Consider the following 19462-nt stretch of genomic DNA (forward strand, 5'->3'; position numbering starts at 1 on the left):
CGCCAAAGGGAGGGGGCAGAGCGCTTGTCTCCCTCCCTTTCGCCGTAGGCGAAGGGCCGGGCCGGGGAGGGGTGCTTCAAAACCTTTGCTTTCCACAACCGACGCGCCTAAAAAGACCCGTCAAACGAACACGCAAGGACGCCCATGAAAACCCTGGCAACCACCGCACTGCTGCTCCTGGCACTAACCGGCTGCAACAAGGACGCACCGGCCACCGCCACACCGGAGCCAACAACGGCAACGGCCAGCATTACCGAGCAGGACATCAGCAGCGCCCGCAGCTTCCTCAGCCACATCTACGCCGGCTACCACCCGGATGCCGGGCTGGACGCCATCCTGCCCGACGAAGAGGTCTACACACCGGCCCTGATCGCTGCGATGCAGGCCAATAGCGACGCGTACGCCGGCGAAGTCGGCTATCTGGACGGCGATCCGCTCTGCGACTGCCAGGACACCGCCCAGGACCTGCGCCAGCTCAGCTTCGACATCCAGCCATTGGCAGGCGGCCAGCTCCGCGCCAGCACCCAGCTCGACGATGCCCAGCAGCCCTTGCAGCTGCAATTGACCCTGCAACGCCAGGGCAGCAGCTGGCGCGTCGCCGATATCGCCACCCCGCGTGCGCCCAGCCTGTTGCAGGCGCTGGAGCGCGATACCGTGACGGCCAAGCAGGCTGCAGCACAGCAACACTAGTGCGCCGCGCTTTAGGGTTTTATAAAAATCGATATAAAACAATGGAATAGGCCTGGGTCAGGCAACCCGACAGGGCCGCGCCAGGCCCTGTAAATGCTCCTCCACACCCCCGGCTGGTAGCATGTCTACCCCGTAATCCAAGCGCAGTTCTGTAATGGCCGATTCCAAGAACCCGTCCGTCACCCAAGCCCAGGCCGAAGAGGCCGTGCGCACCCTGTTGCGCTGGGCCGGTGAAGATCCCACCCGCGAAGGCCTGCTCGATACCCCGCGCCGGGTAGCCGAGGCCTATGGCGACTGGTTCAAGGGCTATAACGACGACCCGCGCGAGTACCTGGCCCGCACCTTCGAGGAAGTGGCCGGCTACGACGAGATGATCGTGCTGCGTGACATCGAGTACGAAAGCCACTGCGAGCACCACATGGCGCCGATCATCGGCCGCGTGCATGTCGGCTACGTGCCCAACGGCCGCGTGGTCGGCATCTCCAAGCTGGCGCGTGTGGTCGAGGCCTATGCACGCCGCTTCCAGGTGCAGGAAAAGATGACCGCGCAGATCGCCGACGTTATCCAGGACGTGCTGCAGCCCATGGGCGTGGGCATCGTGGTGGAAGGCGCGCACGAGTGCATGACCACCCGTGGCATCCACAAGCGTGGCGTCAGCATGGTCACCTCGCGCATGCGCGGCACCTTCCACGACGACGCGCGTACCCGCGCCGAGTTCCTGCGTTTCATCGAAGTCGGCCACGCCCGACGCTGAGCCCAGGGAACGCACGCGCTCGATGAAGTACCGCCAACGTATCGCCGGCTACCAGCGTCTGCGCGAGCAGCCGCTATGGAAACTGCTGGCCTCCGACCGTGCGCCGGTGCTGGTGGGCCTGTTGCAGGGCCTGCTGCTGGAAGCGGACCGCCGCATCCCCGGCTCCATCCTCGCCGAACGCCTGCAGCAGCAGCTCGATGCGCTCAATGGCGAGGAGCTGGATGTCGAGCTGCCGCGCACCGCCCAGGCCTATATCGCCTACTGGCTGGCCCAGGGCTGGCTGGTACGGCGCCTGCCCGAGGGTGCGAGCGAGGAGGAATACGAGCTGTCGCGGCAGGCCGTGCAGGCCATCCGCTTCATCGCCGGCGTTGAGCACAATGCCAGCCTGGCCACCGAGAGCCGGCTGGCGATGGTGATGCAGCAGATCTCGCAGCTGGCACAGCAGACCGAAGCCGACCCGGAAGCACGGCTGGCCGCGTTGAAGGCCGAGCGTGACCGCATCGATGCCGAGATCGCCCAGGTGTCCACCGGCAAGGTCAGTGCGCTGGACGGCAAGCGCGCGCTGGAACGCACCCGCGACGTGATCCGCCTGGCCGATGACCTGGCCGAGGACTTCCGCCGCGTGCGCGATGACTTCGAGCAGCTCAACCGCCGTTTCCGCGAACGCATCATCGACGACGAAGGCGCGCGCGGCGACGTGCTCGACCGCCTGTTCAACGGCGTCGATGTGATTGGCGAGTCCGATGCCGGGCGCAGCTTCCAGGCCTTCTGGGACCTGCTCAACGATCCGCAGCGCAGCGCCGAACTCGACGTTGCGCTGGACACCGTGCTCAACCGTGGCTTCACCCGCAAGCTGGACCGCAACGAGCGCAATTTCCTGCGCAACTTCACCAGCACCCTGCTGGAGCGTGGTGGCCAGGTGCACGAGGTGATGCAGCACTTCGCCCGCAGCCTGCGTGGCTTCGTGCAGAGCCGTGGCTACCTGGAACAGCGCCGCCTCAACCAACTGCTCAAGCAGGCCCAGGGCCAGGCGCTGCAGTTGCGCGACGAAGTGCGGCCGACCGCGCCCACCGGCTTCGTGCTGCCGCTGTCCTCGGCGCGCATCCGCTCGATCGGGCAGTGGCGCCTGCATGACCCGCGCACGCATCAGGTAGACACCTCCATCTATTACGCCGAAGCGGCCGAGATCACCCTCGACAGCGTCGGCGACCTGGTCGCGCAGTCGGAAATCGATGTGCGCACGCTGAAAGACAATCTCTTCATGCTGCTGGGTTCGCGCCCGCGCCTGAGCATCTCGCAGGTATTGCGCGAGCGGCCGGCGCGGCAGGGCCTGGGCAGCGTCATCGGCTATCTCTCCATCGGCACCCGCCATGGCAGGGTGATGACCGACCAACTGGAAACCGTGGAATGGACCGGCGGTGACGGCGTGGTGCGACGCGCCCGCGTGCCGCTGATCTGGTTCCTCAAGGAAAGACGCGATGAACTGGTCTGAGACCGAAACCGAAATGGAAACCGCGCCGGCACCGGCCGCACCGACCTTGAGCGGCGGTGCCCTGTTTGTCGGCGACAGCGGCCGCCTGCCGGTCGATGCACGCCGCGCGCTGTGCCTGTTGCTGGCCGGCCCCAGCGTGGATGCCCAGCGCCAGCCGGCGCAGTGGGCGGCACTGCTGCGCAATGAAGACGAAGTGCGCAGCCTGCTGTGCGAACTGTTCCTGGAGCTGGTACTGGACCGCGACGGCGGCGTTGCCTTCACCCGTCAGTTCGACACCGCCGAACTCGACTCGCCCAACCTGCTGCGCGCCGCACCGCTGACCTTCATCGAGTCGGTGCTGCTGCTGTTCCTGCGCCAGCAGCTGGCCGAAGCCGATACCCGCGGCGAACGCGCGGTGGTGGCCGAGTTCCAGCTGGTGGAAGCGATGAGCATCTACCAGAAGAACGTCTCCACCGACCAGGCCGGCTACGGCAAGCGCGTGGCGGCGGCCATCGCCAAGCTGCGCGAGAACCAGCTGCTGTCCAAGCTGCGCGGCAGCGAAGACCGCTACGAAGTCTCGCCGGCGCTGAAGCTGCTGTTCTCGGCCGAGGACGTGCAGACCCTGGTCGAGGCTTACCGCCAGCTGCGCGACGGCGATGCCGCCACCGAGGCGGTTGCCGATGATGAAGACAACACCAGCGGCACCCCCGCCGAATGATGCCTGGCACCCACGCCACGCTGACCAGAATGACCACCGCCGCGCCTTGCGTGGCGGCTGAAGGATGAGCCGTATGGAAACCACTTCCCACACCCTGCTTCCCAATGCCGCGTTGTTCAACGACCCGGCCAGCGATGCGCGCGCGAACCAGTTCCGCATGCGCCGCCTGCAGGTGCTCAACTGGGGCACGTTCTCCGGCCTGACCGAAGTGCCGATCGCCGAGCGTGGCTTCCTGTTCGTTGGCCGTTCCGGCTCGGGCAAGTCGACCCTGCTCGATGGCATGAGCGCGCTGCTGACGCCGCCCAGCATCGTCGACTTCAACGCCGCCGCACGCGAAGCCGAGCGCTCCGGTCGTGACCGCTCGCTGGTGTCGTATGTGCGTGGTGCCTGGGCCGACCAGCAGGACAGCGAGTCCGGCGAAATCGCCACCCAGTACCTGCGCAAGGGCGCTACCTGGAGTGCGCTGGCGCTGGAATACCTCAACGCCCGCGGCGATGCGGTGTCGATCGTGCGCCTGTTCTGGATTGCCGGCTCCGGCACCTCGGCCAACGATGTGCGCAAGCATTACATGGTGATCCCGCGTCGCTTCGACCTGGCCACCGAGATGGAAGGCTTCGACCTGGACCTGCGCAAGCTGCGCGGCCGCCTGGGCGAGGACGTCGGCCACTTCGACAGCTTCACCGGCTATGCCGAGCGCTTCCGTCATCTGCTGGGCATCGGCAACGACATGGCGCTGCGCCTGCTGCACAAGACCCAGTCGGCCAAGAACCTTGGCGATCTCAATGGCTTCCTGCGGGGCTTCATGCTGGAAGAGCCGCGCACCTTCGAGGCGGCCGATCGCCTGGTCGAAGACTTCGCCGAACTCGATGGCGCCCACCACGCCGTGGTCACCGCCCGCCGCCAGGTCGAAACGCTGACCCCGGCGCGTGATTTCCACCAGGACCTGATGACGCTGCGCAAGGGCGTGGCGACCCTGCGAGACCTGCAGATCGGCATCGACGGCTTCCGCGAGGAAAAGCGCCTGGAGCTGGTCAACGAGCGCCTGAAGGAAGTGGAGATGCTCGACCGCGGCCTGATGGGCGAGGAAGGGCAGCGCCGGCAGTCGCTGGACAACCACGAACTGAAGCTGGTCGAGCTGGAACGCCAGCAGCGCGAGCAGGGCGGTGAACGCGTCGACGAGCTGGAGCGCGAACGCGCCCGCATTGAACGCGAAGTGGAAGAACGCAGTCGCCGCCGCAAGCAGCTGGAAGGTGCCTGCCGCCAACTCGGCATGGTCCTGGCCGAAACCGCCAGCGGCTTCTCCGAACAGGTGGAACAGGCACGTGCGCTGATCGATGGCACCAAGTCCGGCGCCGGTACGGTGGACGACGCCATTGCCGAGCGCATGGCCGAGCGCCGTGATGACGAGAAACGTTTTGCCGCCTTGCGGGTGGAACTGGAATCGCTGAAGGCCGCGCCGAGTTCGATCCCGGCGCCGTTGCAGCAGCTGCGCGCGCGCCTGTGCGATGACACCGGCCTGTCCGAGTCTTCGCTGCCCTTCGTCGGCGAACTGATCCAGGTGCGCGAGGACCAGATCGGCTGGCGCGGTGCCATCGAGCGTGTGCTGCATGGCTTCGCGCAATCGCTGCTGGTCGACGAAAAGAATCACCAGCAGGTCGCCGAGTGGGCCAACCGTACCCACCTGGGTACCAAGCTGGTTTACTTCCGCATCCGCGACAACGAGCTGCTGCACGCACGCGAGCCGGAGAAGCGCTCGCTGATCCACAAGCTGCAGCTGCGCGATCATCCGTATGGCGATTGGGTCTACAACGAGCTGCAGCGTCGTTTCGATTACACCTGCGTGGAAAACGCCGGCCAGCTGCGCAACGAAGACCGCGCGATCACCCGCGAAGGCCAGATCAAGCATCCCGGCGACCGCTACGAGAAGGATGACCGCCACGCGGTCAATGACCGCAAGCGTTGGATGCTGGGCCATGACAACCGCGACAAGCGCCGCGTGTTCGAGCGCGAGGGCCAGGAGCTTGCGCAGCGCATCGCGCGCAGCGAGGCCGACGTGGCGATGCTGCGCAAGCAGCGCGAAAGTGGCCACGAAAAGCAGCTGGCCGCGCACTCGCTGATCGAGCGCGAATGGGACGAGATCGATGTCGGCCCGCGCCTGCAGCGCCTGAGTGATATCGACGAGCAGTTGGTTGACCTGCGCGAAGGCGATAGCGCCCTGGCCCGCATCGGCCAGCAGATCGAACTGACCCGCGGCCTGCGCGACCAGGGCAAGCGCACCTATGAAGATGTGCGCCTGGAACGTGCGCAGTTCTCGCGGGAGCGCGTGCGCCTGGAGCAGCAGCGTGACAACGGCCAGTCGCGCGTTTCCAGTGCGCCGCTGACCGAACAGCAGCGCGAGGGCCTGGAGGCACGCCTGCAGATCCTGCCGGGCTTGAATCTGGAAACGCTGGAAAGCCACTTCCGGGTGATCGAGCGTGGCCTGGCCGAGGAACTGGGTAGCAGCCAGGGCCGCGATGCCAAGTTGACCCAGCACCTGCTGGATTGCTTCCGCAAATACACCCAGCAGTGGCCGGAGGATTCCGGTGACTTCACCGTGTCGCTGACCAGCGCCGACGACTTCCTCGCGCGCCTGACCCGTCTCGAGAGCGACGGCCTGCCGCGCCACGAAGGCCGCTTCTTCGAGCTGCTGCAGACCCAGAGCAAGAACAACCTGCTGGCCTTGCAGCGCCACACCGCCGAAGCGCACAAGGCGATCAAGCAGCGCATGGACGAGGTCAACGCCTCGCTGGAGCAGGTGGCGTTCAACCGCGGCACCGTGCTGGCCATCGACGTGCACGACCGGCGCCTGCCGGAAGTGCAGGATTTCCAGCTGCAGCTGCGTGCGGTGCTGACCCATCAGCAGACCGAGGATCGCTCGCTGGCCGAATCCCAGTTCAACGTGCTGCGCGAGCTGGTGCGTCGTCTTGGCGCGCAGGAGCCGGAGCTGCGCCGCTGGCGCGAGCAGGTGCTGGACGTGCGCCTGCACGTGGAGTTCATCGGTGTCGAAATGGATGCCGAAACCCGCGAGCAGGTTGAGATCTACCGCAGTGGCGCGGGCAAGTCCGGTGGCCAGCGGCAGAAGCTGGCCACGACCTGTCTGGCGGCCGCCTTGCGCTACCAGCTCGGCGGCGAAGACGGCGAACTGCCGCGCTACGCCGCGGTGGTACTGGACGAAGCCTTCGACAAGGCCGACAACGAATTCACCGCGCTGGCGATGAACATCTTCGAGAACTTCGGCTTCCAGATGGTGGTGGCAACACCGCTGAAGTCAGTGATGACGCTGGAGCCGTTCATCGGCGGCGCCTGCTTCGTCGAGATCAGCGGCCGCCATGATTCGGGCGTGTTGCTGATCGAGTACGACGACGCCGGCAACCGCCTGAAGCTGCCGGCGCGCGCGCGTGGCGCGATGGCGCAGGCCAGTGCGGAGGACGTGGTGGATGTGCCGAGTGCTGCTGAAGCTGTGACCGCGCCCCTTGCGGCCGCTGAAGCTGAGGGTGACGCGCCGGTTGTTGAAGCTGCGGCGGAGGAAGTGGAAGCCAAGCGTGCAGTGAAGAAAGCTGCGAAGAAGGTTTCGACGAAGAAGAATATTCCGGCCTGACAGCAAGGGCCCCCCTGAAAATCAGGGCACCGAGGCTTTCCCTTCTCCCGCTTGCGGGGGAAGGTGCCCGAAAGGGCGGATGGGGGGCGCTGTTGATCTTGCTTGGGCTGTTGCATTGAGCCAAAGCAAAAGCACCCCTCCCCAACCCTCCCCTTGGCCTTCGGCCAAAGAGAGGGAGCACAGCAACACCATCGCTGCGCTTGCTACCCTTTGCCCATCTGAAAACACACGCAACGGAGATCAGCATGCATTACGTGGAAATCATCACCGCACTGGTGGTGCTGCAATACCTGTTCTTCGCCGCGATGGTTGGCCGCGCGCGTGGTCGCTATGGGGTCAAGGCACCGGCCGTCACCGGTCACGATGGCTTCGAGCGCATGTACCGCGTGCAGATGAATACCCTGGAATTGATGGTCGCGCTGATCCCGTCGATGCTGATCGCGGCACGCTTCTGGCCGGCCGAATGGGTGGCGGGCGTGGGGGCGGTGTATCTGGTCGGCCGTTTGATCTACTGGCGTGCCTATGTCGGCAACCCCGCCAGCCGCGGTCTTGGCTTCGGACTGTCCATGCTGCCGGTGCTGGTGCTGCTGTTGATGGCGCTCGCTGGCGCGCTGCTGCGCTGAGCAATCCTGCACCTTTCTTCCTGCTTTTTTGTGGGAGCGGTGTAAACTGCGAAGCTCATGGACTCGCAGCTGCAGTCTGGCCTGCAATTGCATTGCTTGCACGGCCTCAGGCATTGCCAGCTTCGCGGTTTACACCGCTCCCACAAGAACAATGCTGAAACCAAGGGAGCCGTAAGGCTCCCTTGGTCGTTCTCCAACTCAGAAATCCATGCTGAGCTTGGCGTAGGTGTAGCGGCCGGGCAGGTCGTAGGTGCCCGGGTCATAGCCATTGAGCGTGCAGCTCAGGCAGATCGGCGGGTTCTTGTCGAACACGTTGTTGACGCCAACGCTCACCTTCACGCCCTTCATCCACGCATCGGTACGCCAGCTGATCTGTGCGTCGTGATAGGTGGTGGCGCCCAGCCAATGCTGGTCGGCAACGCTGTCGGTACAGATCGCGAAGCCGTTGGCACCGGCACAGCTTTCGCGCAGCCGGTCGATGTAACGCATCGTCCAGTTCACGTTCCAGTTGTGGAAGTCCCAGTTGGTGGTCAGTGTCGAGCTCCATTCCGGGATCGAGCTGTCACTGACTTCGATGCCCGGGCCCTTCGGCTCGGCTTGCCCGGATTCGTTGATCAGCTCGTAACGCGTCACCCAGGTGGCCTTCCAGTCAAAGCCGAGCTGGCCCCAACCGGTTTCCGGCAGCAGCCAGTGGGCGTTGAAGTCCCAGCCGCTGGTGTTGATGGTGCCCAGGTTGGCCAGGATGTCCTCGAAGCGCACGATCTGGCCGCGGTCGTTGCGGGTATAGCTGGCGCAGGCGGTGGCATCACGACTGTCGATGCAACGGTCCATGATGGCCTGCGCATCCGGTGCCTGGATCGCCTTGTCGATGGTGTGGCGGTAGAAGGTCACACCCAGGTCGAGCTTGCTGGCCCAGCTGCTGTCCTCGGCCCAGCTCGGGCTCCACACCGCGCCGGCCATGAACGAACGGCTTTCTTCCGGCTCCAGCTCGCGGTTGCCGGAGGTGACCACCGAGATCTGTGGATTGGCCTGCTCATAGCCCGGCGGCACGCCGTCGGCGACGCATTTGGGCGTGGTGGAGGCGGCGTTGTTGCAGGGGTCGACGATGGTTGCGTCGAAGCGGCTCAGGGTGCCGTACAGCTCGCCGATGGACGGTGCGCGGAAGCCCTGCGCGAAGGACATGCGCAGCAGCAGCTCATCGGCCGGCTGCCAGCGCAGGCCGATCTTGCCGGTGCCGGTGCCGCCGAAGGTGGAGTAGTCCGAGTAGCGGCCGGCGATGCTCAGGTCCAGGCTCTTGCCCCAGAAGCCTTCCCGCGCCAACGGCACGTCGAACTCGACATAGGCTTCCTTCACCGAGTAGCTGCCGATGGTCACGCCCGACGGTACGCCGTTGTACTCACCGGCCACGGTGATAGGGTCGGGATGGTATTCGCCCTTGTAGCGGCGCCACTCGGCACCGGCGGCGAAGGACAGCGGGCCCGCCCAGATGTCGAACAGTTCACCGGTGATGTTGGCCGAGCCCAGTGACAGCGTGTTCTTGCTGCGGTCACGCACGATCGGCGAGATCCAGGCCAGCATCTCGGGGGTAATGGTGCCCGGTCCGCCAAACAGGTTCAGCGGCACGCAGCCGGCAATCGCGGCACAGGCCGCCGGGTCGCCCAGGGCCTGGTTGATGTGCTTGATGTTGTAACTGCCGGTGTTGGTCTGGGTGGCCTTGCTCTCACTGGACATCACGTTGACGTCCCAGTTCCAGGTGCGCTGGTTGACCTCGAATACACCATCCAGCCCGCCGGCGGCATACCAGGTTTTGACGTCCTGCTCGTAGCGGCGCGGGCCGCCTTCGACAGGCCGTCGGCCGATCAGGAACAGGTTGGGGTTGGCCCCCATCGTGGTCAGGTCGAAGCCGAACGGGTTGTACGGGTTGTTGGCCGAGATCACCAGCTTGGTTTCGGCCCACTCGTTGTACACACCGGCATCGGTGCCGAGGAAGAACGGTTCGGGCGCAGCCTGGTTGGCCGATTCGCGCTCGCTGTACAAGCCGCGGAACCAGCCGCTGATGTTCGGGGTGAATTCAAAGCGCACCTGGCCGAACACCGACTTGCGCTCGTTCGGGGTCAGCAGCAGGTTGTTGGGGGCGAAGTTGTAGCGGTCTGCGGTGGTGAAGCAGTGGTAGTCATCTGTGCGGGTACAGCCGGTCTGGCTGGGGTCGAATACCGGATTGGTGACGCCACTGTTGGAGGTGATGTTGTAGGTGTTGCCACTGGGGTCGGCGAACACCAGGCGACCCTGCGGGGTGGCCGAGCTGCCGTTGGCCAGACCGGTGCCCGGTACCGGCACCGTGGCCCATTCGTATTCCCGGGAGGAGATTTCCTTCTGCTTGAACCACGAGGCGCCGACAATCCATTGCGCGCGCTCGCTGCTGCCGCCAAAGCTCAGGTCGATGCTGCTGGTATCACCGCCCTTGAGGTTGTAGTCGCCATACTGCACCTCGACATGGCCGCCTTCGGCGCCCTTCTTGGTGATGATGTTGACCACGCCGGCAATCGCGTCCGAACCGTAGATCGAGGAGGCGCCGTCTTCCAGCACTTCGATGCGATCCACGATCGCCAGCGGAATGGTGTTCAAGTCCACCGACGAGCCCACGCCCGAGCCGGAGGATTCATTGACCCAGCGGATGCCGTCCACCAGTACCAGCACGCGCTTGGGTCCGAGGTGACGCAGGTCCACCGTGGCCGCGCCGGCGCCGACACCGCCGCCATCGGGAGGAAAGCCGAAGTTGCCGCTGGAGTTGAGCTTGGTGCTCAATGACGCGCCGCTGGCGGTGAGGTGCTGGACCACGTCGGCGACCGAACTGTAACCGGTACGTTCGATGCTCTCGCGGGTAAGTACCTGCACCGGGACCTGGGTTTCCAGTTCGGCTTTCTTGATGCGGGTACCCGTGACTTGAATGCTGTCCAGGGTCTTGGGGGCGGTGTCGGGGGCCTGTTGCGCGAAGGCCGCGCCGGGCAGCAGACACAATAATGACAAGCGGACAGCGCAGCTGAGGCGGCGCGGGCGTAGCGGTAACAACGTCATCGGAATGCTCCTGGTGATTGCCGGACTACGTGCCCGCCACCATGACGGGCGTAGCCGATTTGTAAGCAATTCGTTAGGCGCAGACAAGCGGAGACGTCTCAACGCGGACCTGAATCCGCGTAATGAAACTGCAGTTACATCAATTCATCGCGATGAATAGCCGCCATCGACCAGGTGGTAGCTCCCGGTAATGAACGAGGCTTTGTCCGACAACAGGAAACAGGTCATTGCAGCCACTTCCTCGGCCGTACCCAATCGTCCGAGCGGGTGCAGTGCGACCAGGCCGGCATGGCTTCGCTCGTCCATGCCCTGCAGCAGCGGTGTATCGATGAAACCCGGGCCCACCGCATTGATCCGCAGCCCGCGCGCGGAGTATTCCAGCGCCGCGCTCTTGGTCATGCCGATCAGCGCGTGTTTGGCGGCCACGTAAGCAGCGGCGCCGGCCCAGCCATTGCTGCCCAGGATCGAGGCCATGTTGACCACGGCACCGCCGCCGCTGGCCAGGATCGCGGGTATCTCATACTTCATCGAATAGAACACGCCGTGCAGGTTGACCCCGAGCACGCGGTGCCATTCTTCCAGCGGGTAATCGGCGGTCTGCAGGCTGGCACCGCTGATGCCGGCATTGTTCACCGCCAGGTGCAGGCCGCCGAAGCGTTCGTTGCAGGTGTTGACCATCAGCCGCACCGCATCCGGGTCGCTGACATCCACCTGCAGGGCCTGGACCTGCGGACCCAGTGACATCGCCACCGCGGTGGCGGCATCGCCGTCGATATCGGCGGCCATCACCTGCGCGCCGCGCGCGGCCAGTTGCCGCACCACTGCTTCGCCGATGCCGGAGGCGGCACCGGTAACCAGCGCAATGCGGCCGGCAAAATCGTATTGCATGGAAAGCTTCCACAGCTGCGGTCATTCCGCATGTGATCAGCGTCGCGCTTTTCCCGCGCATACGCATTGCGTGGAATCAATCCAGTGCAGCGGCCGGCCTGCCGCGTGGCTGCGTTGTCGTGCCGGCATGCTGCTCAGGATGGGTGTGCAGCGGCACGAATGCACTCAACTCCGCCGCCCGCATCGGCCGGCCAAAGAAGTAACCCTGCCCATAGATCACCCCCTTGTTGCGGAAGAAGTCGGCCTGCTCCTGGGTCTCGATGCCTTCCACCAGGGTCTGCATGCCCAGGCTGCGTGCCAGTTCGATGATGTGGGTGGCGACCTGGCTGGTGACCGCCTCGGTGCAGGCGGTGGAGGTGAAACTCTTGTCCACCTTGAGGATGTCGAAGCGATAGGTGGTCAGGTAGGCGAGGCTGGAATAGCCGGTGCCGAAGTCATCGATGGCGATCTCGATGCCCAGTGCATGGATCGCTGCCACCACGTCCTGTGCACTGGCTTCCTCCAGCAGGCCACGTTCGGTGGCTTCGACCACGAAGCGGCCATTGCCGGGACCGATGGCGCGTTGCATGTCGGCCAGCAGCTGGGGAGTGTCCATCGACTGCAGGTCGCGCGGCGACAGGTTCACGCCGAGGCGGAAGCCCGGGTACTGGCGGAAGAAGCCGCTCAGGTCCTTGACCACCAGTTCCAGCACCCGCCGGGTAACCAACTGGATCAATCCGGCATCCTCGGCAAACGGGATGAAGCGGTCCGGTGGTACCACGGTGCCGTCTTCGTGCTGCCAACGCAGCAATGCCTCGGCACCGATGCAGGTGTCGTCCTGCAGGCAGAACACCGGTTGGTACATCAGGAAGAAGTGCCCCTTGTTGATCGCGCGCAGCAACTCGGCGCGGGTCGACCATTGGCGGCGGATCATCACCAGCGCCATGCCCAGGACCGCCAGCCCGGCGATGATGCCGATCGGAATGAACCAATGGGCAAACTGCGCCATGCGCGCATTGATCGCCGCCAGGGGCGTGGCCACGATTACCCCGGTGCCACCGGGACGCAGCAGCCTGCGCACCACCAGGTAGCCCGACTCGGTATCGGTGAAGTGGCCGTCGTTGTCCTTGTCCATGGTCGCCATGGTCCAGCGCTGTGGCAGTGCGCCGTGACGCGCGGTGTAACGGCCATCAACGCTGTTGAACAGACCCAGTGAAAGGTCCGGACGGGCGAAGGGTGCGATCAAGCCATCCGGGTAGATCAGCAACGCATAGCCGTCCTTTTCCAGCACCACGTATTCCCGCCCGGGCAAGCCGGGCACCTGCACCTGCGTGTAGACGCGGACCCCGTCGAGCGCGCGCGATGTTTGGGGGCCCAGCACGATCTGCTGCATCAGCAGGCCACCGGAGGAGCAGATCACCTTGCCCTGTTCGAGGTACAGCGTACTTTTGACGATCTGCGAACTGATCCCGAAGCGCTGCATGCGCAGCAGCCCGGCCGGGCTGCAGGGAGCGTCGCCGCTGCTGCGCATTTCCGCGCGCAGGCGTTCGATCACGTCGATGGTGCTGCCGACCTGGCGGCTGATGCTCGCCGAGACGTCATCGAGCCGCACGTATTTTTCGCGGATCGCCTGTTTGCGTGCCTGATGCAGCGAGTACAGCACCGGCACACAGGCAAGTATCGCGGCGGCGAGCAGCAACAATGCAGCGATCTGGTATCGATTCTTCATGGTGGCGCCATCCCCAGGTTGGCTTCTTACGGCGCCACTATGTGATGTACGTCAAGAATTTCCAGTGAGGAAGATTTAGCTATGTGCAGGCGGGTCTTCACGCCGGGCGGAAGGTGTCCCAGGCCATGCGTGCGATCAGCACCACCACCAGCACCACAAAAAGCTTGCGGATCAATGGCGTGCCGCCGCGCAGGGCGAGCCGGGTGCCGGTCACCGCACCCAGGATGTTGGCCGCCGCCATTGGCACGGCGAGTGCCAGCAACACGTTTCCGCTGGGCACGAAGAACGACAATGCCGCCACATTGGTTGCCAGATTGACCACTTTGGAGGCGGCCGAGGCGCGCAGGAAGTCCAGCCCGAAAAACCGCACGAACAGGAAGATCAGGAAGCTGCCGGTGCCGGGTCCGAAGAAACCATCGTAGAAGCCGATGACGCCGCCCATCGCCAGCGCGATCAGCAACTCACGGCGCCCGACCTCGCGCGGCCGGTGCAGTGCACCGAAATCCTTCTTGGCCAGCGTATAGCCCAGCATCACGATCAGCAGGGTCAATACGAGCGGCCGCACCGCCTCCTTGGACAGCAAGGTCACTGCGGTGGCACCCAGGAAGGAGAACGCAAAGGCCGCTGCGGCTGCCAACAGCACCGGCCGCCACGGGAAGCGCACCGCGCGCGCATAGCGCAGCGCCGACGCGCCGGTACCGAACACCGAGCTGAACTTGTTGGTGCCCAGCAAGGCCGCCGGTGTCTGCTGAGGCAGGGCAGTGAACAAACCCGGCAACTGGATCAGGCCGCCACCACCGACCGCCGCATCCACCAGCCCCGCGATGAAGGCGATGACCAGCAACCAGGGCAGTTCGGGTGGGATCAACTCCAGCATGGCAACTCCGGCGCAGGGCGCGACAGCATACGCTCAGTGCAGCGGCGCATCGCTTGGAACGGCGCCGTGTGTGGATGAAAATGGAAGCATGCAGATATCTCCCACGTCTCCCTGCCCCTGCGGCCGGAACCAGACCTATGCCGCCTGCTGTGGCCGCTACCACGCCGGCCAGGCCGCAGCGGATGCCGAGTCGCTGATGCGCTCGCGCTACAGCGCCTATGTGCTCAAGGACATTGCCTACCTGCTCGCCAGCTGGCACCCCGACACCCGCCCAGCCACGCTCTCGCTGGAAGACGCCCCTGGCCAACGCACGCAATGGCTGGGTCTGAGCGTGCAGCGCCATGCAGCAACCGGCGAAGACACCGCCGAGGTCGTGTTCACCGCCCGTTACCGCGTAGGCGGCGGCAGCGCGGTGAAGATGGTCGAACACAGTCGCTTCCAGCGTATCGACGGCCGCTGGTACTACCTGGACGCCGCCGGCTGAAGCACCCGGTGTCCCAGCACCGCGAAGGGAGGGCGGCGGGTTTCGCGTGGTAGAGCCGAGCCACGCTCGGCTGGGCTCTAGCGGTGAAGCCCCTGCCGAGCATGGCTCGGCACTACCGCTCCCTCCCTTGCGCGCAGCGCAGGGGAGGGCTGGGGAGGGCTGCCTTTGGCTCTTCGCAGCCCTCAACCATCCCCAGCTTCGCGGCTCACGCCGCTCCCACAACCAAGCAAAACCGGCCGCAACCACATACCCGCAGCGCTTATCATCAAGCTCCAGTGCAAGGAGCGTATGGATGAACCCGATCAACCTGCTGCGTGCAGGCACCACGATGGCAGCGCTGACGCTGGCACTTTCCGCCAACGCCGCAGTCACCGATTTCGGCAGCTGTGGTGCCTCACTCAAGAGCGCCGCCATTGCCCAGGGCATCAGCGGCGAAAAATTTGATCAGGTCTTCAGCAACATCACCCCCGACCTGAGCGTGCTGCCGCTGCTCGACGCGCAGCCCGAGTTCACCACCCCCATCTGGGACTACCTCGCCTCGCTGGTCGACAGCCGCCGCGTCAACGATGGCCGCGCGCTGCTCACTCAGCACCGCGCGCTGCTGGACCAGATCAGCGCCCAGTACGGTGTCGATCCAGCCACCATCGTCGCGGTGTGGGGTGTGGAGAGCGATTACGGTCGCGTGTTCGGCAAGCGCCCACTGCTGCAGTCGCTGGCGACCCTGTCCTGCAACGGTCGCCGCCAGCCTTTCTTCAAAGGCGAACTGCTGGCCCTGCTCAAACTGATCGACAAGGGTGATTTGAATCCCGCCGGCCTGACCGGCTCCTGGGCAGGTGCCTTCGGCCACACCCAGTTCATGCCGTCCACCTATGCCCGCATCGCCGTGGATGGCGATGGCGACGGGCGTCGTGACCTGGTCGCCAGCATTCCCGATGCACTGGCATCTACTGCCAATTACCTCAAGCAATCCGGTTGGCGCACCGGCCAGCCCTGGGGCGTGGAAGTCCGCATCCCGGCCAATTTCAATGCCGCACTCGCTGGCCGCACCAAGCGCAAACCGCTGGCCGACTGGCGCGCGCTGGGCATCACCCTGGCCGATGGCAAGCCGCTGCAGGTATCGGCCATCGCCGACGACGGCAATGCCGCCCTGCTGTTGCCCGCCGGTGCCAAGGGCCCGGCCTTGCTGGTGTTCCGCAATTACGACGCGATCTATTCCTACAACGCCGCCGAGAGCTACGCATTGGCGATCGCCACCCTGGCCGACCGCCTGCGCGGCGGCAGCGGTCTGAGTGCGGCCTGGCCCACCGATGACCCCGGCATCGGCCGCGACGAGCGTCGCGAGCTGCAGACCCTGCTGCTCGCGCGCGGGCACGATATCGGCAGCGCCGATGGCATGGTCGGTACCGCCACCCGCCGCGCCATCCAGGTCGAACAGCAGCGCCTCGGCTGGAAGAACGCCGACGGCCGTGCCGGCACCCGCATCCTGCAGGCGCTGCGCGACGCCAAGCCGGCGCAGCCCACCGCGTTCCGGCTGCCGCCCAATTACCAGCAACTTGTCCAATCACCGATCGTACGGAGCAACGTTTCAATGAAGGATGTGCAGGGCCTGAGCACAGGCGACTTCAAGGGTTTCACCGCCTGGAAGGTGGAAACCCCGTTCTCCACCGCGGCCATCAGCGTGTTCGGTGGGCAGTTGCTGTCGTTCGTGCCCAGTGGCGGCCAGGACGTGATGTGGCTTTCGCCCAGCGCCAAGCAACCACCCACGCCCATCCGCGGTGGTGCGCCGGTGTGCTGGCCGTACTTCTCGCGGCAAGGGCAGGGCAATGACGTGCCTGCACATGGTTTCGTGCGTACCGTCGCATGGGAGCTGCGCGATGCCCGCCGCGAAGCCGATGGCAGCGTGGTGTTGACCCTTGCGCCGCCGCTGATGGAGAACCTGAGCCTGCGCCTGCAGATGGTGGTGCGCATCGGCCGCACCCTGCAGCAGGAGCTGATCACCGAGAACACCGGCAACCAGGCGCAGACCTTCACCCAGGCCCTGCACAACTACTTCAATGTCAGTGATGCCCTGAAGGTGGATGTCACCGGACTGGACGGGCTCACCTACCTGGACAAGCTCGACAACGGCAATGCCCATGTGCAGAGGGGCGACTGGAACCTGCGTGATCCGCGTGATCCCGGCCGCAGCGACCGCCTCTACACCCAGGCCGGCGGCCATTACGTGCTGCGCGACCCGGGCTTCAAGCGGGCCATCGACATCAGCACCAGTGGCAGCCGCACCGCCGTGGTCTGGAATGCCGGCGAAGCCGGCGCCGCGAAGATGGACGACATCGGCGCAGCGTGGCGCAACTACGTCTGCGTGGAGGCTGCCAACGCCGGCCCGGACGTGATCGAGCTGGCACCCGGCGGACGCCACACCCTCAAGCAGGTGTTCGAAGTGAAGACGCTCTGAGCCTGCAAGCCCCCTCTCCCATCGGGAGAGGGGTTGGGGAGAGGGGTTGGGGAGAGGGGTTGGGGAGAGGGTAGGCGGAACTCGTTACCGCTTGACTGCGGCAGTGGTGTCGCCCGCTACCAATCAACGCCGCAGCACCAGCAAGGTGATCACGCCGGCCACCAGCCCCCAGAACGCAGAACCAATGCCGGCCATCGACAATCCCGACGCCGTTACCAGGAAAGTGACCAACGCCGGCTCGCGCTCGGCCTCTTCCTTCAGCGCCACGGCCAGGCTGTTGCCGATGGTGCCAAGCAGGGCGATCCCGGCCAGCGTCGCGATCAGCTCCTTGGGGAAGGCCGCAAACACGGCCGCCACGGTCGCCCCGAACAAGCCGATCACGATATAGAACACACCAGCACTCACCGCCGCCGTGTAACGGCGCGCCGGATCCTCGTGCACATCCCGGCCCATGCAGATCGCCGCGGTGATCGCGGCCAGGTTCAAGGCATAGCCACCGAACGGCGCCAGTGCCGTGTTGACCATGCCGATCCAGCCGACCACCGGTGAAATCGGCGCGTCATAGCCAGAGGCCTTCAACACCGCTACGCCGGGCACGTTCTGCGAGGCCATGGTCACGATGAACAAGGGCAGGGCGATGCCGAACAACGCCGCCCAGGACAGCGTCGGCACGGTGAACACCGGCAGCGCCATCTGCAGCTGCACCTGTTCCATGTGCATCAGCCCCTTGCCGCTGGCGAGCGCCACCCCCACCAGCAGGGTGGCAATCACCGCATAGCGCGGCAACCAGCGTCGCCCCACCAGATAGGTGGCAAACATCAGCAGCACCAGCAATGGCTGGGTGTTCACCGATACAAAGACATCCAGGCCGAAGCGCAGCAGCACCCCGGCCAGCATGCCCGAGGCCAGCGACACCGGAATCCGCCGCATCGCCTTCTCGAACACGCCCGAGAACCCGGCCAGCGTGCCCAGCACGGCGGCCAGTACAAACGCACCGATCGCATCGGACAGCGGCAGCGTGGTCGCCCCGACCACCAGCATCGCCGCACCCGGGGTAGACCAGGCCGTCACCACCGGCATCCGGTAACGCAATGACAGACCAATACAGGTCACGCCCATGCCGATGCCCAGTGCCCACATCCACGACGCAATCTCGGCCTGCCCGGCACCTACGGCCTGCGCGGCCTGGAATACGATCACCGCCGAGCTGGCAAAGCCCACCAGCACGGTAATGAAGCCGGCGACCACGGCAGGCAACGAAAGATCACGAAAGAACGAACGCGGAGCCGGATTGGTCATCTATATGGAGGTGCAACGGATCAACCCGCATTGTGGCCCAGCAAGCCGCTCTACGGTCCCAGTAAAGGTAGACGGAGTAGTAAGCCCCTCTCCCGTTTACGGGAGAGGGGTTGGGGTGAGGGCAGCTCTTCGCCCTGAAGCTGGGCAGCGCCCAACCAGGTGAACCGAGCGTTCCGCACTACCCGCCCAGCAAGGCATCGACCCTTGCTCCAGATCTGGCTACCAGGAAGCAGTGGGGCGGCAAAAGAGCGAAAGCAAGCTCAAGGCACCGCCGCACTTTGCCAACTCTGGCCCCAGCCGCCAATTTGCCGCTCTGCAACAAAAAGTGATTGCGGTTTTCACAAAGATGTCTAGAATCCACCTCCTCGCTTCACGGCGCCGATCACGCAAGTGGCCGGAACCCAACAGCGACGTCAGCAACCTCGAAACAGGGTGTTGACGGAAACAAAAAGCCTGCCATAATAGGCGGCTCGCTTCGACGAAAAGCCTTCGGGCTCGACCTTGAAGCCGCCGAGTCAACAGCCTCTCAAAAAGGTGTTGACGAAGCAGAAAAGCCGGCTATAATGGGCGGCTCGCTACGACGGAAACGTCGCAGCCTACGAAGATGGCGCTGAGGCCTGATTCGGAAGTTCTTTGAAAGTATGCGCAGGTATCTTGTGAGGACGCCTGCAGGAGTGGATGACTGTCCATCTTGCAGACGTTTAATCAAGCAATGATTCAATTGTTTTAATGCAAGCGAAACGTTGCCAGTGATTGAATTTCTGCAGCTAAAGTATTTGTCTTCGG

12 protein-coding genes and 1 pseudogene are annotated in these 19462 nt (G+C 64.9%); 8 read left to right on the forward strand and 5 right to left on the reverse strand.

The annotated features are described in order from the left end of the window. The first annotated feature begins 144 nt into the window (after positions 1-144). The 6 genes and pseudogenes from AC1VXC_RS14920 (at position 145) to AC1VXC_RS14945 (ending at position 7893) form a co-directional block, all read left to right on the forward strand. Positions 145-690: a DUF3828 domain-containing protein gene (locus AC1VXC_RS14920; protein ID WP_481539091.1), complete on the forward strand. Its 546-nt coding sequence runs from the start codon at positions 145-147 to the stop codon at positions 688-690. Between the two features lie 154 nt (positions 691-844). Further along, complete coding sequence (gene folE, locus AC1VXC_RS14925) at positions 845-1444, forward strand: GTP cyclohydrolase I FolE (protein ID WP_293712024.1); 600 nt, start codon at positions 845-847, stop codon at positions 1442-1444. Between the two features lie 22 nt (positions 1445-1466). After that, positions 1467-2936 (forward strand): DUF3375 domain-containing protein, encoded by a 1470-nt coding sequence (locus AC1VXC_RS14930; RefSeq protein ID WP_313173704.1) that lies wholly within the window; start codon positions 1467-1469, stop codon positions 2934-2936. Continuing rightward, the gene (locus AC1VXC_RS14935) at positions 2923-3633 is read left to right on the forward strand and encodes a DUF4194 domain-containing protein (RefSeq protein ID WP_481528698.1); all 711 of its coding nucleotides are present in this window, start codon (positions 2923-2925) and stop codon (positions 3631-3633) included. Before AC1VXC_RS14930 ends, AC1VXC_RS14935 begins: the two co-directional genes overlap by 14 nt. A 73-nt stretch (positions 3634-3706) precedes the next feature. After that, positions 3707-7457 (forward strand): annotated as a pseudogene (locus AC1VXC_RS14940) (ATP-binding protein); the annotation flags it as partial. Between the two features lie 58 nt (positions 7458-7515). After that, positions 7516-7893: an MAPEG family protein gene (locus AC1VXC_RS14945; RefSeq protein WP_481539094.1), complete on the forward strand. Its 378-nt coding sequence runs from the start codon at positions 7516-7518 to the stop codon at positions 7891-7893. 198 nt (positions 7894-8091) lie between these two features. Here the strand turns inward: AC1VXC_RS14945 and AC1VXC_RS14950 are convergent, their stop codons facing one another. The 4 genes from AC1VXC_RS14950 to AC1VXC_RS14965 form a co-directional block, all read right to left on the reverse strand. Next, on the reverse strand, positions 8092-10968 hold the full coding sequence (locus AC1VXC_RS14950) for a TonB-dependent receptor plug domain-containing protein (protein WP_481539092.1): 2877 nt from the start codon (positions 10966-10968) through the stop codon (positions 8092-8094). Between the two features lie 144 nt (positions 10969-11112). Next, positions 11113-11856 (reverse strand): SDR family NAD(P)-dependent oxidoreductase, encoded by a 744-nt coding sequence (locus AC1VXC_RS14955; RefSeq protein ID WP_313494094.1) that lies wholly within the window; start codon positions 11854-11856, stop codon positions 11113-11115. 76 nt (positions 11857-11932) lie between these two features. Further along, on the reverse strand, positions 11933-13564 hold the full coding sequence (locus AC1VXC_RS14960; RefSeq protein WP_481539093.1) for an EAL domain-containing protein: 1632 nt from the start codon (positions 13562-13564) through the stop codon (positions 11933-11935). 97 nt (positions 13565-13661) lie between these two features. Continuing rightward, positions 13662-14441, reverse strand: a complete 780-nt coding sequence (locus tag AC1VXC_RS14965) for a sulfite exporter TauE/SafE family protein (protein WP_313173699.1) — start codon at positions 14439-14441, stop codon at positions 13662-13664. 88 nt (positions 14442-14529) lie between these two features. On the opposite strand from AC1VXC_RS14965, the gene AC1VXC_RS14970 reads away from it, so the two are divergent. Together AC1VXC_RS14970 and AC1VXC_RS14975 are read left to right on the forward strand one after the other, a co-directional pair. Next, positions 14530-14925, forward strand: a complete 396-nt coding sequence (locus tag AC1VXC_RS14970) for a YchJ family metal-binding protein (RefSeq protein WP_313173698.1) — start codon at positions 14530-14532, stop codon at positions 14923-14925. A 292-nt stretch (positions 14926-15217) separates the two neighbouring features. Next, positions 15218-17377 carry a lytic murein transglycosylase gene (locus AC1VXC_RS14975; protein ID WP_481539961.1) on the forward strand — a complete coding sequence of 720 codons (2160 nt, stop codon included), beginning with the start codon at positions 15218-15220 and terminating at the stop codon, positions 17375-17377. Positions 17378-17500: 123 nt separating this feature from the next. Here AC1VXC_RS14975 and AC1VXC_RS14980 read toward each other — a convergent pair whose 3' ends face one another. Beyond that, complete coding sequence (locus AC1VXC_RS14980; protein WP_481539962.1) at positions 17501-18676, reverse strand: benzoate/H(+) symporter BenE family transporter; 1176 nt, start codon at positions 18674-18676, stop codon at positions 17501-17503. Positions 18677-19462 lie beyond the last annotated feature (786 nt).

Source organism: Stenotrophomonas sp. STEN033 (assembly GCF_056856655.1).

Coding starts and splice junctions, on each gene's coding strand:
- AC1VXC_RS14975 (WP_481539961.1), top strand. CDS start 15,218: ATGAACCCGATCAACCTGCTGCGTGCAGGCACCACGATGGCAGCGCTG.
- AC1VXC_RS14950 (WP_481539092.1), bottom strand. CDS start 10,968: ATGACGTTGTTACCGCTACGCCCGCGCCGCCTCAGCTGCGCTGTCCGC.
- folE (WP_293712024.1), top strand. CDS start 845: ATGGCCGATTCCAAGAACCCGTCCGTCACCCAAGCCCAGGCCGAAGAG.
- AC1VXC_RS14970 (WP_313173698.1), top strand. CDS start 14,530: ATGCAGATATCTCCCACGTCTCCCTGCCCCTGCGGCCGGAACCAGACC.
- AC1VXC_RS14935 (WP_481528698.1), top strand. CDS start 2,923: ATGAACTGGTCTGAGACCGAAACCGAAATGGAAACCGCGCCGGCACCG.
- AC1VXC_RS14930 (WP_313173704.1), top strand. CDS start 1,467: ATGAAGTACCGCCAACGTATCGCCGGCTACCAGCGTCTGCGCGAGCAG.
- AC1VXC_RS14945 (WP_481539094.1), top strand. CDS start 7,516: ATGCATTACGTGGAAATCATCACCGCACTGGTGGTGCTGCAATACCTG.
- AC1VXC_RS14980 (WP_481539962.1), bottom strand. CDS start 18,676: ATGACCAATCCGGCTCCGCGTTCGTTCTTTCGTGATCTTTCGTTGCCT.
- AC1VXC_RS14920 (WP_481539091.1), top strand. CDS start 145: ATGAAAACCCTGGCAACCACCGCACTGCTGCTCCTGGCACTAACCGGC.
- AC1VXC_RS14965 (WP_313173699.1), bottom strand. CDS start 14,441: ATGCTGGAGTTGATCCCACCCGAACTGCCCTGGTTGCTGGTCATCGCC.
- AC1VXC_RS14960 (WP_481539093.1), bottom strand. CDS start 13,564: ATGAAGAATCGATACCAGATCGCTGCATTGTTGCTGCTCGCCGCCGCG.
- AC1VXC_RS14955 (WP_313494094.1), bottom strand. CDS start 11,856: ATGCAATACGATTTTGCCGGCCGCATTGCGCTGGTTACCGGTGCCGCC.